At 73.7% G+C, this 16517-nt stretch carries 12 protein-coding genes; all 12 read left to right on the plus strand.

Features of this window, described 5'->3' with window-relative positions:
- Positions 1 to 546 carry a TIGR00730 family Rossman fold protein gene (locus tag ACI2K4_RS21680; protein ID WP_404513574.1) on the plus strand — a complete coding sequence of 182 codons (546 nt, stop codon included), beginning with the start codon at positions 1 to 3 and terminating at the stop codon, positions 544 to 546.
- A 97-nt stretch (positions 547 to 643) separates the two neighbouring features.
- Positions 644 to 4129, plus strand: a complete 3486-nt coding sequence (locus ACI2K4_RS21685; RefSeq protein WP_404514059.1) for an ATP-dependent helicase — start codon at positions 644 to 646, stop codon at positions 4127 to 4129.
- Positions 4126 to 7497 carry a UvrD-helicase domain-containing protein gene (locus ACI2K4_RS21690; protein WP_404513576.1) on the plus strand — a complete coding sequence of 1124 codons (3372 nt, stop codon included), beginning with the start codon at positions 4126 to 4128 and terminating at the stop codon, positions 7495 to 7497. The genes ACI2K4_RS21685 and ACI2K4_RS21690 overlap by 4 nt, the downstream gene beginning before the upstream one ends.
- Positions 7498 to 7723: 226 nt before the next feature.
- Positions 7724 to 7927 (plus strand): cold-shock protein, encoded by a 204-nt coding sequence (locus ACI2K4_RS21695; RefSeq protein WP_007464836.1) that lies wholly within the window; start codon positions 7724 to 7726, stop codon positions 7925 to 7927.
- Between the two features lie 268 nt (positions 7928 to 8195).
- The gene (locus ACI2K4_RS21700; protein ID WP_404513578.1) at positions 8196 to 9494 is read left to right on the plus strand and encodes a DEAD/DEAH box helicase; all 1299 of its coding nucleotides are present in this window, start codon (positions 8196 to 8198) and stop codon (positions 9492 to 9494) included.
- A gap of 196 nt (positions 9495 to 9690) precedes the next feature.
- Positions 9691 to 9897 (plus strand): hypothetical protein, encoded by a 207-nt coding sequence (locus ACI2K4_RS21705; protein ID WP_404513580.1) that lies wholly within the window; start codon positions 9691 to 9693, stop codon positions 9895 to 9897.
- A gap of 92 nt (positions 9898 to 9989) precedes the next feature.
- A complete protein-coding gene (locus tag ACI2K4_RS21710) occupies positions 9990 to 10940 on the plus strand; it encodes a hypothetical protein (RefSeq protein ID WP_404513582.1) in 951 nt (316 codons plus the stop codon).
- 90 nt (positions 10941 to 11030) lie between these two features.
- On the plus strand, positions 11031 to 12044 hold the full coding sequence (locus ACI2K4_RS21715; protein ID WP_404513584.1) for an ABC transporter ATP-binding protein: 1014 nt from the start codon (positions 11031 to 11033) through the stop codon (positions 12042 to 12044).
- Positions 12041 to 12829 carry an ABC transporter permease gene (locus ACI2K4_RS21720; RefSeq protein ID WP_404513586.1) on the plus strand — a complete coding sequence of 263 codons (789 nt, stop codon included), beginning with the start codon at positions 12041 to 12043 and terminating at the stop codon, positions 12827 to 12829. The genes ACI2K4_RS21715 and ACI2K4_RS21720 overlap by 4 nt, the downstream gene beginning before the upstream one ends.
- Complete coding sequence (locus ACI2K4_RS21725) at positions 12769 to 14187, plus strand: sensor histidine kinase (RefSeq protein WP_404513588.1); 1419 nt, start codon at positions 12769 to 12771, stop codon at positions 14185 to 14187. Before ACI2K4_RS21720 ends, ACI2K4_RS21725 begins: the two co-directional genes overlap by 61 nt.
- The gene (locus ACI2K4_RS21730; RefSeq protein ID WP_404513590.1) at positions 14184 to 14789 is read left to right on the plus strand and encodes a response regulator; all 606 of its coding nucleotides are present in this window, start codon (positions 14184 to 14186) and stop codon (positions 14787 to 14789) included. Before ACI2K4_RS21725 ends, ACI2K4_RS21730 begins: the two co-directional genes overlap by 4 nt.
- Positions 14790 to 14932: 143 nt before the next feature.
- Positions 14933 to 16507, plus strand: coding sequence for an FAD/NAD(P)-binding protein (locus ACI2K4_RS21735; protein ID WP_404513592.1), 1575 nt, complete (start codon positions 14933 to 14935; stop codon positions 16505 to 16507).
- Positions 16508 to 16517: the final 10 nt, after the last annotated feature.

The following is a 16517-nucleotide window of genomic DNA, read 5'->3' on the forward strand; positions in this document are numbered from 1 at the left end:
ATGGCCGCGATCTGTGTCTTCTGTGCCTCCTCCCGTACGCTCGACCAGCGCTGGCTCGACCTGGCCACGGTGACCGGCGGTGAACTGGCCCGGCGCGGCCACACCCTGGTCTCCGGCGGCGGCTGCGTCGGCATGATGGGCGCGGTGGCGGACGGCGCGCGGGCGGCCGGCGGGCACACGCTCGGCATCATCCCGCAGGCGCTGGTGGACCTGGAGGTCGCCGACCGGCACGCCGACGAGCTGGTGATCACCGACAGCATGGCCAGCCGGAAGACCGCGATGATCGACAAGTCGGACGCCTTCCTCACCCTGCCCGGTGGACTCGGCACCCTGGACGAGCTCTTCGAGGTCTGGACGATGGCCACCCTCTCCCTGCACCACAAGCCGGTGGTCCTGCTCGACCAGGACGGCTTCTACACCGGCCTGGTCGACTGGTTGACCGGGCTCGCCCCCGGCACCTTCGCCCGCAGGCCCGCGCTGGACCTGCTGGTGGTGGTCGACTCGGTGCCGGCCGCGCTGGACGCGATCGAGGCCCGCCTCGCCTGAGTTCTTCGGTTAGGAAGGGCCCCTTGTACAACCAAAAGCGATAACAAGGGGCCCTTCCTTACCGGGGTCGTCGGGGTGGCATGGTGTGATGGGCGGCGTGCAGGCGTACCGGCTGGTCCGTCGGCCGGCCGAGGCCGTGCCGGCGCGGATCGACGATCCCCGGCAACGGGAGGTGGTCGCGCACACGGACGGGCCGCTGCTCGTACTCGGCGGTCCGGGCACCGGCAAGACCAGCACCCTGGTCGAGTCGGTGGTCGCCCGGGTGGTCGAGGGGACCGACCCGGAACAGATCCTGGTGCTGACCTTCGGCCGACGGTCCGCCACCGCACTGCGGCACCGGATCGAGGCCCGGGTGACCGGGATCGGCGCCCGGGTGATGCACGAACCCCTGGTACGCACCTTTCCCGCGTACGCGTACGGGCTGCTCCGGCGGGCGGCGGCCGAACGGGGCGAGCCGTCACCGCGGCTGTTGACCGGACCGGAACAGGACCTGATCATCCGGGAACTGCTCGACGTGGTGGGCGAGGACGGTGCCGGCGAGCCGGACGGTCCCGCCGACCGGGTCGGCTGGCCGGAGCAGTTGCGGCCGGCGCTGCGTACCCGCGCGTTCGCCGAGCAACTGCGCGACCTGATGCAGCGGGCCGCCGAGCGGGGCGTCGGCCCGGCCGAGCTGGCCCGGCTCGGCGAGCGGTTGGGGCGCTCGGACTGGCCGGCCGCCGCCCGCTTCCTGCGCGAGTACGTCGCCGTGCTCGCCCTGCGCGACGCGACCAGCCGGGGCTCGATCGCGTACGACCCGGCCGAGCTGGTGCGGGCCGCCAGCGGAATGCTCAACGACGATCCGGAGCTGCTGGCCGGCGTCCGGCACCGGTTGGCGTACGTCTACGTCGACGAGCTCGCCGACACCGACCCCGCCCAGCTCGAACTGCTCGCCCTGGTGGCCGGGGGCGGCAAGCCACTGGTCGCGTTCGCCGACCCCGACTCGTCCACGTACGCGTTCCGGGGCGCCGACCCGGCCGGGGTGGGCGCGTTCCCGCACCGGTTCCGTACCGCCTCCGGGGCGATCGCCCGGACCGTCCTGCTGACCAGCGGTTACCGGGCCGGGGCCGGACTGCTCGGCGCGACCGCCCGGGTGGCGCGCCGGCTGCGAGGACCGGTCGGGCACCGGCAACTGACCCCGTTGCCGGACGCCGAGCCCGGCGCCCTCTCGGTCCGCACCTTCCGCTCGGCGACCAGCGAGTCGGCGTACCTGGCGCACGCGCTGCGTACCGCCCACCTGATCGACGGGCTGCCGTGGTCCCGGATGGCGGTGCTGGTCCGGTCGGCGCCCCGGCAACTTCCGTCGTTGCAGCGCGCGTTGCAGGCGGCCGGGGTGCCGACCGTCGTGCACGCGGAGGACCTGCCGCTGCACCTGCAACCGGCGGTCGCACCACTGTTGTTGCTGCTCCGCTGCGCCCTGGAGCCGGACCGGCTGGACGAGGAGGCGGCGGTCGCGCTGCTGCACTCGCCACTCGGCGGCGCCGACCCACTCGCCGAGCGGCGGCTGCGGCAGGGACTGCGGGCCCTGGCGCTGGCCGCCGGTGACCGGCGGCCGTCGGGCGAGCTGTTGGTCGAGGCGCTGCGCGACCCGGCCGAGCTGGCCGCGATCGAGCGCCGGTGGGCCGCACCGGCCCAGGCGGTCGCCGGACTGCTCGCCACCACCCGGGCGGCCGCAGCCGCCCCGGGTGCCACCGCCGAGCAGGTGCTCTGGGCGGTCTGGCAGGCGAGCGGGCTGGCCGAGCGCTGGTCCGGCCTGATCAGTCGGGGGCGCGCTGGTCTCGGCGAGGGGGAGAACACGCCCCGGTGGCGATCGGTCGCGGCCGACCGGGACCTCGACGCGATCGTGGTGCTCTTCGACGCGGCGGCGCGATTCGTCGACCGCCTGCCGGGCGCGCGTACCGAGGTCTTCCTGGACCACGTGCTCGGTCAGCACCTGCCGGCGGACACCCTGGCGCCCAGCGCCGATCCCGGCGACGCGGTTCGGCTGCTGACCGCGCACGCGGCCAAGGGACTGGAATGGGACCTGGTCGCGGTGGTCGGTGTGCAGGAGGGGACCTGGCCGGACCTGCGGCTGCGGGGCAGCCTGCTCGGTTCGGAGCGGCTGGTCGAGGTGCTGGCCGGGCGGAGCGACGGCACCGGGCTGGCGGCCAGTCTGGTCGGGCAGACCTCGGCGCTGCTGGACGAGGAGCGCCGGCTCTTCTACGTGGCGACCACCCGGGCCCGGCGTCGGCTGCTGGTCAGCGCGGTCGCCTCGGCGGCGGTCGGCGGGTTGGACCACGAGGAACAGCCGAGCCGATTCCTCTACGAGTTGGCGCCGCCCGCCGACCCCGGACCGGAGCCGGTCGGTTCCGGTGCCCGGCCCGACCCGGACGACGGAGCCGACGGCCCGACCAACGGCAACGGCACGACGAGCGGGAACGGTTCGACCAACGGGAACGGTCCGAACCCGGACCCGGGCGGCGGCAACGGGCCGGAGGAGCGGGCGGAGCCGGACGAGCCGGTCGAGCTGGCGGTGGAGCGGCCACCCCGGGCGCTCACGCTGCCGGCGCTGGTCGCCGAGCTGCGTACCGTGGTGGTCGACCCGGCCGCCTCCGACCAGCGCCGACAGGCGGCGGCGGCCCAGCTCGCCCGGCTCGCCGTCGCGGGCGTGCCGGGCGCTCATCCGGACGACTGGTGGGGGCTGCGCGCGCTCAGCGACGACCGGCCACTGGTCGACGAGGGCGAGCCGGTCAAGGTCACCCCGTCCACCATGGAGAGCGCGCTCCGGTGCAGCCTGCGCTGGCTGCTCGAACGGCACGGCGGCGCGGCACCGGCCAGCGGCGCCCAGGGTGTCGGCAACCTGGTGCACGCCGCCGCGATGCTCGCCGAGGACGCGAGCGTGGACCGGTCCCAACTGATCGAGTACGTCACCGCGCGGTTCGACGTGATCGACCTAGCCGCGCGTTGGATGGTCGGCCCGGAGCGGCAGCGGGCCGAGGCGATGGTCGACAAGCTGCTCCGCTGGCTCGCCAGCAACCCGCGCCGGCTGCTCGCCATCGAGCACGAGTTCGCGGTCCGGCTGGACGACCCGGTCCGACCCATCGAGCTGACCGGCCGGGTGGACCGGCTCGAAGTCGACGCCGAGGGCCGGCTGGTCGTGATCGACCTCAAGACCGGCAAGTCGACGGCGGTGACCGGGAGCGAGTTGGCCGAGCACCCGCAGCTCGGCGCGTACCAGGCGGCGGTGGAGGCGGGCGCGTTCGCCGAGTTCGGCGAGGAGTCCGGCGGGGCGGCGCTGGTGCAGCTCGGCACCGGGACCAAGGACGCGAAGGAACAGGCGCAGGCGCCGGTCGGCGGGAGCGACGAGGCGGACTGGGCGCGGGCGATGGTCCGGCGCACCGCCGATACGATGGCGGCCTCGACCTTCGCCGCCGTGGCCAACAGCAAGTGCCGGGTCTGCCCGGTGCGGACCAGTTGCCCGGTCTCCGGCAAGGGACGGCAGGTGGTCGAACCCCCGGCCAGACGGTCCGGGATGACCCCGCCGACCCAGCGTGGAGAGCAGGCTTGAGCCAGTCGTCACTGTTCGCCGCGCCGGCGCCACCGCCCTCGCGGGCAGCCGACTCCGGACCGCGTTACACCCCGGTCGAGCTGGCCAAGCTGCTCCGGCTGCACGCCCCGACCCGGGAACAGGCGGCGATCATCGCCGCGCCGGTGGAGCCGCTGCTGGTGGTGGCCGGCGCGGGGTCCGGCAAGACCGAGACGATGGCCGCGAGGGTGGTCTGGCTGGTCGCCAACGGGTACGTCCAACCGGAGCAGGTGCTCGGGCTCACCTTCACCCGCAAGGCGGCCGGGGAACTCGCGCACCGGATCCGTACCCGGCTCGACCAGCTCGTCAGGCGGCTCGGCCGGGACCGGCGGGACCCGCACGGGGACCAGTTCGGTGGCGAGCCGACGGTGGCGACGTACCACTCGTACGCGGCCCGGATCGTCACCGAGCACGGGCTGCGGGCCGGCTACGAGCCCTCCACCCGGTTGCTCACCGAGGCGTCCCGCTGGCAGCTCGCCGACCTGCTGGTGCGCACGTACGACGGGGACATGTCCGAGGTCGACCGGATGCCGAGCACGATCACCGACGCGGTGCTGGCGCTCGCCGGTGAGCTGGCCGAACATCTGGTCACCCCGGACGAGCTGGCCGCCTGGACCGGGCGGTTCTTCGGCGAGGTCAACGCGCGGCCGGGCAAGATCTACGCCGACGTACGCAGGGCACTGCGGATCCAGCAGATCCGGCTCAAGCTGATGCCCCTGGTCCGCGCGTACGACCAGCGCAAGGACGACTTCGAGGCGATGGACTTCGGCGACCAGATGGCGCGCGCGGCCCGGGTCGCCCGGGACCACCCGGAGGTCGGCACGATCGAGCGCGAGCGCTACCGGGTGGTGCTGCTCGACGAGTACCAGGACACCAGCCACGCCCAGGTGGTGTTACTGCGCGCACTCTACGGCGGCCACCCGGTCACCGCCGTCGGCGACCCGTGCCAGTCGATCTACGGCTGGCGCGGCGCGAGCGCCGGCACCCTGAACCGCTTCCCGGCCGAGTTCGCCGGCTCCGACGGCCGGGCCGCCCGGACGCTGACGCTCAGCACGAGCTGGCGGAACCGGCCGGAGATCCTCGGCGTCGCGAACGGGCTCGCGGTGCCGCTGCGCGCGGCCGGGGCGCAGGTGAGCGAGCTGGCCGCCGCGTTGCGGGTGGACGATCCCATTCCCGGCCGTACGGCCCGGGGGGCCGCCGCCGGGACGGTGCACTGCGCGTTGCTCGCCACCTACGAGGAGGAGGCCGACTGGATCGCGGACGGGGTGCTCGCCGCCTGGCGGGGCGCGGCGCGGATGCCGGGCGTGCTGCCCGAGCACATCCCGGTCGAGCGTCGGCCGAGCACGGCGGTGCTGGTCCGGGTCCGCAGCCAGATCCCGGCGATCGAGGCGGCGTTGCGGGAGCGGGGCCTGCCGGTCGAGGTGGTCGGACTCGGCGGCCTGCTCGACACCCCGGAGGTACGGGACGTGGTCTGCACCCTGCGGGTGCTGGCCGACCCGACCGACGGCGCCGCCCTGCTCCGGCTGCTCACCGGCGCGCGTTGGCGGATCGGCCCGCGGGACCTGGTGGCGCTGCACCAGCGGGCGCGGGCGATCGCCGTCGCCCGGCGAGAGTTGCCGCGCACCGGGGAGGACGACGAGCCGGAGATCACCACCGACCGGCTGGACGACGCGACCCTGGTCGAGGCGCTGGCCGATCTCGGGCCGGCGCAGGCGTACTCGGCCGAGGGTTACCTGCGGCTGCGCGCGTACGGCCTGGAACTCGGCCTGTTGCGGCATCGCCTGGACCAGTCGCTGCCCGACCTGGTGGCGGACGTGGAGCGGACCATCGGGCTGGAGGTGGAGGTCGCGGTCCGGGCCGGTACGGACGGCCGGGGCGGCGACGCCGGCCTGGCCCGGGGTCACCTGGACGCCCTCGGTGACGTGGCGGCCCGGTTCTCCGGCGACTCGACCAACGCCTCCCTCTCCGGCTTCCTGGCCTTCCTCGCCGCCGCCGAGGAGGAGGAGCGGGGCCTGGCACCGGGTGAGCTGGAGGTCGTGGAGGGCGCGGTGCAGATCGTCACCGCGCACGCCGCGAAGGGGCTGGAGTGGGACGTGGTCGCGGTGGCCGGGCTGACCCGTGGGGTCTGGCCGGGACCGGTGCGCAACTCCGACCACTACCTGCTCGGCCTGGGTGTGCTGCCGTTCCCGCTGCGCGGCGACGCGGACGGGCTGCCGGCGTTGGAGTTGGACGAGGCGGGCGACCAGAAGGCGGTGGCGAAGGCGCTCGTCACCTTCACCGAGCAGTGGCGGGCGCACGACGAGCGGGAGGAACGGCGGCTGGCGTACGTGGCGGTCACCCGGCCCCGACGGCTGCTGCTCTGCTCCGGCTACTGGTGGGGGGAGGGGTCGAAGCTGGCCCGGGGCCCGTCGGTCTTCCTCCGCGAGGTGTACGACCGCTGCCTCGCCGGTGACGGCTACGTGATCGACGCGTGGGCACCCGAGCCGGCCGGGGACGCGACCAACCCGACGACCGAGGTGGTGGTCCGGGCCGAGTGGCCGGCGGACCCGCTCGGCTCCCGGCGGCCGGCGATGGCCGAGGCGGCGGCCCTGGTCCGGCGCCACATGTCCAGCGACGGCGACCCCGCCCCGGCACCGGCTGAGGAAACCCTGGCCGCCGAGGATCCGGAGGTCGAGCGGTGGCGGCGGGAGACGGACCTGCTCCTCGCCGAGCGGGCGGAACTCGCCGCGCGGAGCGGGCCGATCGAGGTCGCCCTCCCGGCCCATCTCTCCGTCTCACAGTTGGTCGCACTCCGTCGCGACCCGTACGCGCTGGCCCGCGCGTTGCGCCGGCCGATGCCGAGCCGCCCCGAACCGTACGCCCGGCGGGGCACCGCCTTCCACGCCTGGCTGGAGCAGCGCTTCGGTGCCGACCGACTGCTCGACATCGACGAGCTGCCCGGGGCGGCCGACTCCGACGCCGCGCCGGACGAGGCGCTCGCCGAGCTGCGGGAGCGGTTCCTCGCCAGCGAGTGGGCCGATCGGGTGCCGGTCGAGGTGGAGGTGCCGTTCGCCACAGTTGTCGCCGGAGTGGTCGTGCGGGGACGGATGGACGCGGTCTTCGCCGGGCCGGGCAGCCGCTTCGACGTGGTCGACTGGAAGACCGGACGGTTGCCGGTGGGGCCGGCGGCGGACGCCGCGGCGGTGCAGTTGGCCGCGTACCGGTTGGCCTGGGCGGAGCTGGCGGGCGTGCCGTTGGAGCAGGTCCGGGCCGCCTTCCACTACGTACGGGAGGGTGTCACGGTCCGTCCGGTCGACCTGCTGGACGCGGACGGCCTGGCGGCGCTGATCACCGCCTTGCCGGTGGCTTGATGACCTTTCCGGGGTGTCCGTGCTATGCTGGGCTGGTTGCAGTTTTGGTTCCCAGAGACTCTGTGTGCGCCTGCGGGATTGTGACCCAGGCGCTCTTTGTTATGTCCGGAGTTCTCCGGGCGGGGCGACCAGGGGGCGACACCGATCCGCGCCTACCGGGCGCGGGCGATTCTCTTCGGCCCGCAAGAAGTGCGGGACCGATCGTTCCGTCAAGGAGACGAAACAAATGGCAATTGGCACCGTCAAGTGGTTCAACGCTGACAAGGGCTTCGGCTTCATCACCCCGGACGGCGGCGGCGCCGACGTCTTCGCCCACTTCTCGGCGATCCAGTCCTCCGGCTACCGGAGCCTGGACGAGAACCAGCGGGTCGAGTTCGAGGTGACCCAGGGCCAGAAGGGCCCGCAGGCCGAGAACATCCGTCCGCTCTGAACCCTGCCCCATCCTGTCGCGTACGCCCTGGCCGGCGGCACGTCGTCACGACGTGCCCCCAGCCTGAGGGGTTAGCGACAACCGTTCGACCCTGCCACGCCCGCCGGGCGTGGTGACGTGACCGGCCCGCGCCACGCTGGCGCGGGCCGGATCCGCGTTCTTACCTCGGTTCGTGCTTGCGACCGCTGGTGGAGCCGCCACGGCTCCCGGCGGCAGTGCCCGACGGGCACCTTCCTCGACACGTGCCGTTTCGAGGAAGGTCACATCCATGAGCCGTGCCGTCGCGTCGTTCGCCGACGCCCAGCTGGCACCCGCGCTGCAAACCGCACTGGCCGCGAACGGCATCACCGAGCCGTTCCCGATCCAGTCCGCCACCCTGCCCGACTCGCTCGCCGGTCGGGACGTACTCGGCCGGGGTCGGACCGGATCCGGCAAGACCCTCGCCTTCGGGCTCCCGCTGCTCTCCCGCACCGCCGGCCGTCGGGCCCGCCCGGGACAGCCGCTGGCGCTGGTCCTGGTGCCCACCCGTGAACTGGCCCAGCAGGTCACCACCGCACTCGCGCCGTACGCCCGCGCGGTCAACCTGCGCTGCGTCACCGTGGTCGGCGGTCTCTCCCTCCAGCGCCAGGCGGACGCCCTGCGGGCCGGGGCCGAGGTGGTCATCGCCACCCCGGGACGGCTCGCCGACCTGACCAACCGGGGCGACTGCCGGCTCGACCAGGTGAGCATCACCGTGCTCGACGAGGCCGACCAGATGGCCGACATGGGCTTCCTGCCGCAGGTCACCAAGCTGCTGGAGCAGGTGGCGCCGAACGGCCAGCGGATGCTCTTCTCGGCCACCCTGGACCGGGGGGTGGACCGGCTGGTCCGCCGCTTCCTGAACAACCCGGTGTCGCACTCGGTGGACCCGGGGACCGCCACGGTCACCGCGATGACCCACCACCTGCTGCACCTGGACGCCGCCGACAAGGCCGCCACCACCACCCAGATCGCCGCCCGTGAGGGCCGGACGATCCTCTTCACCGGCACCAAGCACCGGGCCGACCGGTTGGCCCGGCAACTGCTGGCCAGTGGCGTACGCGCCGCCGCCCTGCACGGTGGCAAGTCGCAGCCGCAGCGGACCCGGGTGCTGGAGCAGTTCCGCAACGGCCAGGTGACCGCCCTGGTCGCCACCGACGTGGCCGCCCGGGGCATCCACGTGGACGGGCTGGACCTGGTGGTGAACGTCGACCCGCCGACCGAGGCGAAGGACTACCTGCACCGTGGTGGGCGTACCGCCCGCGCCGGTGAGTCGGGCGCCGTGGTCACCCTGGTCCTGCCGGACCAGCGCCGGGACATGGCCCGGCTGATGGCGACCGCCGGGATCAGGCCGGAGTCGGCCCAGGTCCGGCCGGGCGACGAGGAACTGGTCCGGGTGACCGGAGCCCGGGTGCCGTCGGGCGTGCCGGTGACGGTCGCCGCGCCGAAGCCGGCCCAGGTGCCGGCCCAGGGCGGTGCCCGTGCCCAGCACCGGGGCTCGGGTCGTCCCCGTCGCCCGCGCCGCCCCGCCGCCCCGCGCGCCTCCTGACCCAGGCCGCCCCGCGCGCCTCCTGACCCAGGCCGCCCCGGCGGTCGACAGCGGCAACCGAACGAAGTCGCAGGGTTGCCGTTCAGGACAGGTGATTGCGTCCGATGGATGACTGCGTTGTGTCCGACGATCGGTGATTCTGGTCCGTGGGGAGTTGACGGGTCGGTGGTACGGGCTCCCTGATGGGGAGGTCGTCATGATCTTGACCGCGGGTCCCGGGGCCGTACGGGAAATCCTCGTCGTGCTCGCGGTCGCCCTCAGTGGCCTGCTCCTCGCCCTGGTCGCCGCCTTCACCCCGTGGTACCACGCCCCGAGCGAGCCGCGTCGTGCCCAGGTGGTCGAACTCCAGGCCCCACCGGTGGCCTCCGACACGGTGGAACCGAACGCCGCCGGCTCCCGCTGAGCGGAGCCGTCGGCGGGCGAGGGACGACACCCGGTCGGACCGGACGTACGGCGGTTCCGCGCCGGGCCCCGTGGTGGTGTTCACTGGGGAGGATGCCTGTCGCGACGCCGCCCGAGCCGCCGTACCGGTCCACACCCGGTCCGGGGTGGACGGCTGGTCCGGTGACCAGACTCGGCGCTCCGCCTGTCGCGGCACCGACCGGACCGGACGGGTCGACGCGCACCCTGCTCGGCGGCGCGCGGCTGGACCGGCGTCGGCTCTGGCTGTTCGGCGGGGTGGCCGCCGGGGTGCTGGTAACCGGCCTGGTGACGGTTGTCGTGCTGACCGTCGGCGCCGGCCCGCACCGGTTCGGCGACAGGTTCGCCGCGCCTCCCGACGTCCGACCGCCACTGGCCCGGATGTGCCCGCCGTCGTCGGCGCCGCCGGCGGCCACCACCGCGCCGGCCCCGCCCGCCCCGTCCCCGTCCGGTCCAGCCAACGCGCCGTCGTCGTCACCCGGTGGGGAGCCGTCACCCGGTGTGGAGCGGCGTACGGTCGACGAGGAGGCGGGCATCTCCTACCGGGCGTACGGGGCTCCGTGGCAGCCGTGGGAGACGGTGTGGAACGCCGGCACGCTGGAGGTGCCGTACGGGGTCGGCCAGCACTTCGTCACCGAGCAGGCGTACGACGGCGTCAGTGACTACCACGCCTCGATCCTCTCCGCCGCCGTACCGGCCGCCGAGAACGACGCGCTCACCTTCGACCTGGAGTGTGTGGGCCGGCAGGTCGCCGCCGACGTGCGCGCCGAGTACTACCCGCAGCCGAGCCGGCTCGAACTGTTCCGGGACGAGCGGACCACGATCGGTGGTCGACCGGCCTGGGTGACCGTGTTCCGGCTGCACTTCAGCCGCCCGGGCCTGCGGGCGACGGACGAGTTGGCCGCCGTCGCCTGCCTCGACGTGGGACGGGCCACGGCGGCCGTCTTCTACGTCTCCATCCCCGGCACCCACCGCCAGTTCGACTGGGTCGTCGAGGACGCGCTCGCCTCGGTCCGTCCGACCTGACATTTGTCACCGCCCGGTGGTGCCGGAACTCAGCCGGATTGATGCGCCTCGACACTGCCCGCTGTCCGACCCGGACGGCACCCTGAGTGGGTGGACAATGCGATCGAGGTACGTGAACTGCGTCGCCGCTACGGCGGCCCGACCGGGTTCGAGGCGGTCCGAGGCGTCTCCTTCTCGGTCCGGCGAGGTGAACTCTTCGCCCTGCTCGGCACGAACGGGGCCGGCAAGACGTCAACGCTCGAGCTGATCGAGGGGTTGGAACGGCCCACCGGCGGTGACGTACGGGTGCTCGGCCGCGACCCGTACCGGGAGCGGGGCGAGGTGCGGCCCCGGATCGGCGTGATGTTGCAGGAGGGCGGCTTCCCGTCCGACCTGACCGTGGCCGAGACGGCCAGGATGTGGGCCGGGCTGCTCACCCGTGCCGAGCCGGTCGGCCGGATCCTCGAACTGGTCGGGCTCGCCGAGCGGTCCAGGGTGCCGGTCAAGCAGCTCTCCGGCGGCGAGCGGCGTCGGCTCGACCTGGCCCTCGCCCTGCTCAACCGACCCGAGGTGCTGTTCCTGGACGAGCCGACCACCGGTCTGGACCCGGAGAGCCGGCGCAACACCTGGCGGCTGGTCCGGAGACTGCTCGCGGACGGGACCACGGTGCTGCTGACCACGCACTACCTGGAGGAGGCCGAGGCGCTGGCCGACCGCTTGGCGATCATGCACCGTGGACAACTGGTCACGGTCGGCACCCGCGACGAGGTGGTCGCCGCGTACCCGGCCCGGATCAGGTTCACCCTGCCGGACGGGGTGGACCCGGCGGAGGTGCCGGCGCTGCCCGGGGCGCGTGCCGTGGGGGCCGGACCCGGCGTGGCCGACCCGGGGCCGGACAGGGCCTCCGATCCCTGGTCCGACGCGGGTGACCGGCGGTCGACCGTACTCACCGACGACCTCCAGGGGGCGCTCGCCGCGCTGCTGGCCTGGGCGAAGTCGCGCGACATCAGGTTCTCGCACCTGGACGCCCGGTCGGCCTCGCTGGAGGAGGCGTTCCTCGCCGTAGCCGAGTCCGGCACGGCCGTCGCCGAAACCACCGGCCCGGACCTGGAGCGGGTGGCATGAGCGGCCGGTCGCTGCGGCGGATCAGCGGGCTGGGGCGCTTCGAACTGCTGCTGTTCTGGCGCAACCGGACCGCGATGTTCACCGCCCTGCTGCTGCCGGTGGGCACGGTCGGCTTCCTGGCCAGCATCGGCACCGCCACGCCGGGCGAGCTCTCCGCCGACGCGTTCGTGCTCACCGGCCTGTTCGGATTTGTGCTGCTCTACGTCGTCTACTACAACCTGGTCTCCACCTACGTCGCGCGCCGGGAGGAACTGGTGCTCAAGCGCCTGCGTACCGGCGAGGTGACCGACGCCGAGATCATCACCGGGACGGCCGTACCGGCGATGTTCGTCGCCCTGGCCCAGTCGGTCGCCGGGGTGGCCGCCGGTGCGGTGCTGCTGGACCTGCCGATGCCGGTCAACCCGGTGGTACTGCTCGGCGCACTGCTCGCCGGGATCGCGCTCTTCGTGCTCCTGGCCGCCGGGTCCACGGTGTTCACGAAGAACGTGGAGATGGCCCAGTTGAGCACCATGCCGCTGCTGCTGGTCTGCTTCCTCGGCTCCGGCGTCATGTTTCCGCTGGACGCCCTGCCGGACCGGCTGGCCGAGGTGCTGAGCTTCCTGCCGCTCACCCCGGTGCTGGAACTCGCCCGGCTGGGCTGGCTCGGCACCGACGGCAGCTCGGCGCCGACCGGGTTCGTGGGCGTGTTCGGCGCGGCACTGGGACCGTTTGCCATCCTCGTCGGATGGACGCTGATCGGTCTGTACGCATTCCGCCGTTGGTTCCGCTGGGAGCCGAGGCGGTGACGCCGACCGGGCCGGGGGTGATCGGCACGGGGGCGGCCATCCCCGGCCCGGCGCCGGGGCCGGAGCGGGCGAGCGGTCCGATGGTGGAGCGGGCGAGCGGGAGCGGTCCGGTGGTGGAGCGGGACCGGCTGGGCACGGACCCGTTCGGCTGGTGGCGGCGGACCAGCCAGCCGCAGCGCTTCGACATCTACACCCGCAGCTCCCTGTACTTCATGATGGCGATGGAACCGTTCCTGCTGGTCCTCGGGATCGGCCCGGAGCTTGGTTCGTCCCGGAAGCTTCTGGTGCTCTTCTGTGCCTCCCTGCTGCACTCGGTGAGCTGCCTGGTGCTGCTGCGTGCCGGCCTGGCCCACGCCCTCGCGGCCCGCGCCCGCCCGACCCTGGTCGCGATCGTCGCCGCCGTGCTGACCGGCGCCTACGCGGTGACCGCGGTGCTCGTCCTGGACGAGGAGGGGACCGTGCGTGGGCTGGAGATCGTCGCCGCGTTCATCTTCTACGGCGCGCTGTCGGTGGCATTTCCGCTCCGGACCACGATCTGGCTGGGCACGCTCGGTATCGTCCTGCTCAACCTGCTGCTCTGGCTCGACGGTGTGCCGCCGTTCGGTTTGGTCGGGTTCACGGTGGCCCTGGTGGCGGTGTTCGTCGGCGCGCTGATGGCGTTCCGGCTCTCGCTGTGGATGATCGACCTGATCTGGCAACTGGAGCGTTCCAGGTCCGTACAGGCCCGGCTCGCGGTCGCCGAGGAGCGGCTGCGGTTCGCCCGGGACCTGCACGACGTACTCGGGCGCAACCTGTCGATCGTCGCGCTCAAGTCCGAACTGGCCGCGCAACTCGCCCGGCGGGGACGGCCCGAGGCGGTGCAGGAGATGCTGGAGGTACGTCGGGTGGCCCAGGAGTCGTTGAGCGAGGTACGCGAGGTGGTCCGTGGGTACCGGAAGTCCGCTCTCGATCTCGACGCCGAACTTGCCGGGGCCCGTTCGGTGCTCGGTTCGGCCGGCATCGAGTGCCGGGTGAACGGGGAGGGCCGAGGGCTGCCGGAGCAGGTCCGCGACGCCCTCGGCTGGGTGGTCCGGGAGGGTGCGACAAACGCCCTGCGGCACAGCGACGCGCGTACCTGTGTGATCAGGCTTGCCGCCGACGGCCCGGCGGCGGTGGTGTTCACGATGGAGAACGACGGCGTGCGGGGAGACCCGGAACCGGGAGCGCCGGTGCTGGGAGCGGGGCTGGCCGGGCTGGCCGAGCGGGTGACGGCGGTGGGTGGGACCGTGCTCGCCGAGCATCGTCCGGGCAACAGGTTTCTGCTCACCGCGCGGATGTCGGTGCCGGCACCGGCGCGAAACGGGGAAGGGGAGGCGTGATCGGGATCCTGCTCGCCGACGACGAGCATCTGATCCGGGGTGCCCTGGTGGCGCTGCTGCGGCTGGAGGAGGACCTGGAGGTGGTCGGCGAGGCCGCGACCGGGGCGGCGGCGCTGTCGATGGCCCGTGCGCTCCGGCCCGACGTGGTCCTGCTCGACCTGCAACTGCCGGACCTGGACGGCATCACCGTGGCCCGGAGCATCGCGGCGGAGATGCCGACCAGCCGTACGGTCATCGTCACCAGCCACGGACGGCCCGGCTATCTCAAGCGGGCGCTGGCCGCCGGGGTGCGTGGTTTCCTGCCCAAGACGGTATCGGCCGCGACCCTCGCCGCCGCCGTGCGCAACGTGCACGCGGGCGGGCGGTACGTCGACCCGGAGTTGGCCGCCGAGGCGATCAGCTCCGGCGACAGCCCGCTCACCGTTCGCGAGGCCGACGTGTTGGAACTCGCGGCGGACGGGGCCCCGGTGGAGGAGATAGCCCAGCGGGCGGCGCTCTCGCCCGGCACGGTCCGCAACTACCTCTCGTCGGCCTCGGCGAAGGTGGGGGCGCTGAACCGGCACGAGGCGGTGCGGATAGCCCAGCGCTACGGCTGGATCTGACCGGCCGGTCCGGGCGTCGTCCGGTCCGCCCGCTCGTTTCGACATGTACAGCGCACCAACTTTGTCATTCTGATCTAGCGGTGCGCCGACGGCATATCCTACCTTCAACGTGGGATTTTCCGGATCAAGGTCGGGGCGGCAGAATGAGCCGGACGGTGGTGGTGGTCGGTGGCGGCTGTAGTGGCGCACTGGTCAGCCGGGAACTGCTACGCCACACCGTGGACTCGGTGGTGCTGGTCGACCCCGCCGAGGCGCCCGGCACCGGCGTCGCGTACGGCCCCGCCGCCCGCCCCTGGCACCTGCTCAACTCCCCGGCCGGCGCGATGAGCGCCGACCCGGACTCGCCGGGCGACTTCGTCGACTTCTGCCGGACCCGGCGACCGGCCGTGACCGCCGCCGACTTCATGCCCCGGAGCTGGTACGGCGACTACCTCCGGCAGGTCCTCGAGAACACGCGGCGGGCGGCGGCGGGGCGACTGCGGATCGTCCGGGACCGGGTCACCCGGGTGACTGCCGCCCCGGCCGGGGCCACCCACCCGGGCGACGGCGCTGCCGGTCGGCCCGGTACCGGAGGTGGGGCCGGCATCGAGGGCGGGACCGGGGTCGGCATCGAAGGCGGCGCTGGCGCGGGCGCCGGAGGTGGGATCGGCGTCGAACTCGGGTCCGGGGCCTGGTTGTCGGCCGACCGGGTGGTGCTCGCGATCGGGGCGCCGGCCTCGGCGGACCCGCTCGCCCAGTGGCCGGCGGCGGCCGACGCTTGCTCCAATTGGGTCCGCGACCCGTGGGCGCCCGGGGCGCTGGAGTCGGTCCCCACCGACCAGCCGGTGCTGCTGCTCGGCACCGGCCTCACCGCGATCGACGTGGCGCTCAGTCTGGCGGCCACCGGCCGGCGTGCCCCGATGGTCGCCGTCTCGCGGCACGGCCTGCTGCCGAACCCGCAGCGGCGTCCCGGTCCGCCGGTGGCAACCCCGGCCGGCCTGCCCGAGTCGGCGACCTCGCTACGTCAACTCGTCGGCCAGGTACGCGCACTGGTCCGGGCGGGCGCCGACTGGCGAGCCGTGGTCGACGGGCTGCGGCCACGGCTGGACGGCTACTGGGCCGCCCTCTCCCCGGTGGACCGGGACCGCTTCCTGCGCCACCTGGCCCGCCACTGGGAGGTGCACCGGCACCGGATGGCGCCGGAGATCGCCGACGAACTCGGCCGGCTGCGGGCCGGTGGCCGGCTGACCGTACGGGCCGCCGTGGTCGGCGGGGTGGCACCGAACCCGGCGGGCGGGCTGGACGTACGGCTCGACCACCGCTTCTCGTCGGCTCCGTCGACCCCGTCCGCTCCGTCGACCCCGTCCGCTCCGGACGCGACGGCCGGTGTTGTCGGCTTCGGTGCCGTGGTCAACTGCACCGGACCGGGACGGCTGCCCGCGTCGGCGGATTCCCTGGTACGGCAACTGCTCGCCGACGGCCTTGCCCGCCCCGGGCCGTACGGGCTCGGACTGGACGTGGACGATGCCGGCGCGCTCCGTGACGCGGACGGTGCGGTGCGCGGTTTGCTCTGGACCCTCGGCCCGCCACGTCGGGGTCGACTCTGGGAGACCACCGCGGTGCCGGAGATCCGTGCCCAGGCCAGGGCGCTCGCCATCCGGCTCGCCACCGAAGACGGGTCTGGACAAGATTCCTACTTAACTAGTAGGACTTACCGGGTAGGGATTCCGGCCGGGTAGGACCCGAAGG

Origin of the sequence: Micromonospora sp. NPDC050397 (assembly GCF_044901685.1) — a bacterium.
Classification (GTDB): domain Bacteria; phylum Actinomycetota; class Actinomycetes; order Mycobacteriales; family Micromonosporaceae; genus Micromonospora_G.

Excerpts from the sequence above, each read along its gene's own strand:
- ACI2K4_RS21680 (WP_404513574.1), top strand. The coding sequence starts at position 1 with ATGGCCGCGATCTGTGTCTTCTGTGCCTCCTCCCGTACGCTCGACCAG.
- ACI2K4_RS21695 (WP_007464836.1), top strand. The coding sequence starts at position 7,724 with ATGGCAATTGGCACCGTCAAGTGGTTCAACGCTGACAAGGGCTTCGGC.
- ACI2K4_RS21700 (WP_404513578.1), top strand. The coding sequence starts at position 8,196 with ATGAGCCGTGCCGTCGCGTCGTTCGCCGACGCCCAGCTGGCACCCGCG.
- ACI2K4_RS21705 (WP_404513580.1), top strand. The coding sequence starts at position 9,691 with ATGATCTTGACCGCGGGTCCCGGGGCCGTACGGGAAATCCTCGTCGTG.
- ACI2K4_RS21710 (WP_404513582.1), top strand. The coding sequence starts at position 9,990 with ATGCCTGTCGCGACGCCGCCCGAGCCGCCGTACCGGTCCACACCCGGT.
- ACI2K4_RS21720 (WP_404513586.1), top strand. The coding sequence starts at position 12,041 with ATGAGCGGCCGGTCGCTGCGGCGGATCAGCGGGCTGGGGCGCTTCGAA.
- ACI2K4_RS21725 (WP_404513588.1), top strand. The coding sequence starts at position 12,769 with ATGGACGCTGATCGGTCTGTACGCATTCCGCCGTTGGTTCCGCTGGGA.
- ACI2K4_RS21735 (WP_404513592.1), top strand. The coding sequence starts at position 14,933 with ATGAGCCGGACGGTGGTGGTGGTCGGTGGCGGCTGTAGTGGCGCACTG.